Here is a 2,591-nt window from a genome sequence, read left to right on the forward strand (position 1 = left end):
CCCGCCACGCCCACCAACATCCCGTTCATCGGTCGCACCCGCGTGGGCAAGCTCTGGGTCAACGCGGGCCACGGCACGCTGGGTTGGACGCACGGTGCAGGCTCGGGCAAGGCCCTGGCCGAGCTGATCAGCGGCGAACAGCCTGCGATGAACTTTGGTTTTCTGGGTGCCGAAGCCGTGCGCGCGCCGCGCGCTGTGGTCCCGGCCTGACGTAGCGACTCCTGCAGACACGGGCCGGTGCCGCTACGATGCCGGCCATGTCTGCACCCCATTACCTCTTCCTCACAACCTCCACCCGCGAACCCGGCCACCTCGGCAACACCGAATGGCTGGCGCGGCAGGCCGCAGCGGCCCTGCCTGCGGGCACGGAGCAAACCTGGCACCACCTCGCACGCATGCAGTTGCCGCCCTTTGTGGACCAGCGCCACACCACCGGCACCTACGCACCGCCTGAGGGCGACATGAAAACCCTTCTGGACGCCACGCTGGCCGCCAGCCACATTGTTTGGGTGGCGCCGGTGTACTGGTACAGCATCCCCTCGCCGCTCAAAACCTACCTCGACCACTGGAGCGCCTGGATGCGCGTGCCCGGCCTGGACTTCAAGGACGCCATGGGCCGCAAGACGCTGTCTCTCATCACCACCAGCGGCGACCGCACCAAGGCCCAGCCCATGATCGATTCGGTGGCGCTGTGTGCGCAGTTCCTGTCCATGACGTGGGGGGGCGCCCTGTGGGGCAAGGGCGGCCCCCCGGGCGCCGTGCAGGCCGATGCGCAGGCGGTGGAAGCCGCCAGCCGCTTCCTGGTCACACCCGCGGCAGGCTGATCTCAGAGCCTGTGGACGATCTAGCAGGGGATCGTCAACGAGCTCTCAGCGGTCCAGCGAAGCACGCTGGGCCACTATGCCCAGCCACTCATGCAGCGCCAGGCTGCTGTCGGACAGCGCCGAGGCGCGCGGCAGCACGCGATACAGCTTGCGCGCCTGCCCCCCTTTGAAGCCCATGGGCGCCGGCAGCACCTGCAGCCCGGCCTGCTCAAAGTCCCGGGCGGCACGCACCATGTGCCAGCCGTGGGTGACGAGCGCGATGCGCTCGATGCCTGCGGCCTTGAGCAGGACGGCCGACCTGGTGGCGTTGTTGCGGGTGTCGAGGGACTCCACTTCGGTCCAGCGCACCCGGCCCTTGAACTCCCGCTCCACCACATCCTTCATCACCAGCGCCTCGGCCCGTGTGCCGCCTGTGGAGCCCCCCGTGGCCAGGATGGGCAAGCCCGTCTGCTGCTGCAGGTAGGCGGCATAGCGAACCCGTTCGCGCGCACCCCGGCTGAGCACGTCCACCCCGTATTCGGGCGCCACGGTGTCGGCACCGCCGCCCAGCACCACGATGGCCTGTACCTTCGACTCGGGCAACTGGCGCGGCGTGATGGCGGGGTAGCGCTCCAGGCTGCGCACCAGCGCGTCCGACACCGGCGGCCAGGACAGCACCAGCACCGACAACAGCGACAGCACCACCAGCGTGTTGCCCGTGCGGCGGTGGTAGCGCGCCAGCCACAGGCCAAACAGCGCCAGCACGATGCTGGACACCGGCGGCAACAGCAGCGCAGACAGAATTTTCTTGAGGGCAAACAACATGGAGAAAAAAGGCAGCGTTCATGCCCGGGCGCGGCGGCCGGGCGAGCCAAGATCAAATGGGTCAGTGCAGCGTGCGCCGGTGGGCCAGAAAATCGAGCAGCGCTGCGTCAAACCCTTCGGGGTCTTCCAGCTGGGGCCAATGCCCCACATGCGGCAGCAGCACCGTTTGGGCATCGGGCAACACCTGGGCCAGCGCCTGCAAGGCTGCGGGGGGAGTGCACCGGTCCTGATCGCCGCCCACCAGCAGCACCGGCATGGCCAGGTGCGCCAGCGCGGCAGCGCCCCGGTCAAACGTGGGCAGGGCCTCCAGGGCGCGGCGGTAGGCGCCCGGGAACACCTGGCCCAGCGCGTGGCCCGCCAGCCGCACGCCTTCGGGCAGGGCGCCGGTGCCGATGCACTGCGGCACCAGGGTCTGGGCCAGTTGCTCCATGCTGCCGCCCGCGTCCAGGGCCTTGAGGGCCTGCTCGCGCGGTGCCACCCAATCCTGCACGGCCTGGGCATCGAGCGCCGGACCGCCCGCGCACAGCACCATGCGGCGCACCTGGGACGCGTCCCGCACGGCGGCCTCCAGCGCAACCATGGCGCCCATGCCGTGGCCGACCAGCGTGACGGGGCCGCAGCGCAGCGCCTCGATCAGCGCGAGGCAGCTTTGTGCCAGCGCCTTGAAGGTGTAGGGCTCCACGGGCGCGCTGCGGCCATAGCCCGGCATGTCCCAGGCCACGGCCCGGTAGCCGGCGGTGGCCAGGGTCTCCACCTGGGGCGCAAAGGTGAGGTGGTCGCCGTCGGCATCGTGCAGCATGAGCACAGTGGGGCCGGAGCCGAGGGTGGTGAAGGTGGGAAGCAATGCGGCCATGCGGTGAAAAGCAGATGTAAACCCCGCAACAGCGCGGCGGAGGGTGGCGCCTGATAATAGGTCCTGTCGCTTGCCCCCACGCCGCCACCGCTGGCGCCGCTTTTGTGAAC

4 protein-coding genes are annotated in these 2,591 nt (G+C 69.8%); 2 read left to right on the forward strand and 2 right to left on the reverse strand.

The window, feature by feature from the left end; genetic code table 11:
* On the forward strand, positions 1–210 hold a 210-nt coding region (locus DBR23_RS06200), incomplete at its 5' end, for an FAD-dependent oxidoreductase (protein ID WP_146191246.1).
* Between the two features lie 38 nt (positions 211–248).
* Complete coding sequence (locus DBR23_RS06205) at positions 249–824, forward strand: flavodoxin family protein (RefSeq protein ID WP_108497655.1); 576 nt, start codon at positions 249–251, stop codon at positions 822–824.
* A gap of 45 nt (positions 825–869) precedes the next feature.
* Here the strand turns inward: DBR23_RS06205 and DBR23_RS06210 are convergent, their stop codons facing one another.
* Both DBR23_RS06210 and DBR23_RS06215 read right to left on the reverse strand, forming a co-directional pair.
* A complete protein-coding gene (locus DBR23_RS06210; RefSeq protein ID WP_108497656.1) occupies positions 870–1,628 on the reverse strand; it encodes a YdcF family protein in 759 nt (252 codons plus the stop codon).
* Between the two features lie 61 nt (positions 1,629–1,689).
* Positions 1,690–2,481 (reverse strand): alpha/beta fold hydrolase, encoded by a 792-nt coding sequence (locus DBR23_RS06215; RefSeq protein WP_108497657.1) that lies wholly within the window; start codon positions 2,479–2,481, stop codon positions 1,690–1,692.
* Positions 2,482–2,591: the final 110 nt, after the last annotated feature.

Origin of the sequence: Acidovorax sp. HMWF018 (assembly GCF_003061035.1) — a bacterium.
Taxonomy (GTDB): domain Bacteria; phylum Pseudomonadota; class Gammaproteobacteria; order Burkholderiales; family Burkholderiaceae_C; genus Acidovorax; species Acidovorax delafieldii.

Bases quoted from the DNA above. Each gene is read 5' to 3' on its own strand.
- DBR23_RS06205 (WP_108497655.1), top strand. From the start codon at position 249: ATGCCGGCCATGTCTGCACCCCATTACCTCTTCCTCACAACCTCCACC.
- DBR23_RS06215 (WP_108497657.1), bottom strand. From the start codon at position 2,481: ATGGCCGCATTGCTTCCCACCTTCACCACCCTCGGCTCCGGCCCCACT.
- DBR23_RS06210 (WP_108497656.1), bottom strand. From the start codon at position 1,628: ATGTTGTTTGCCCTCAAGAAAATTCTGTCTGCGCTGCTGTTGCCGCCG.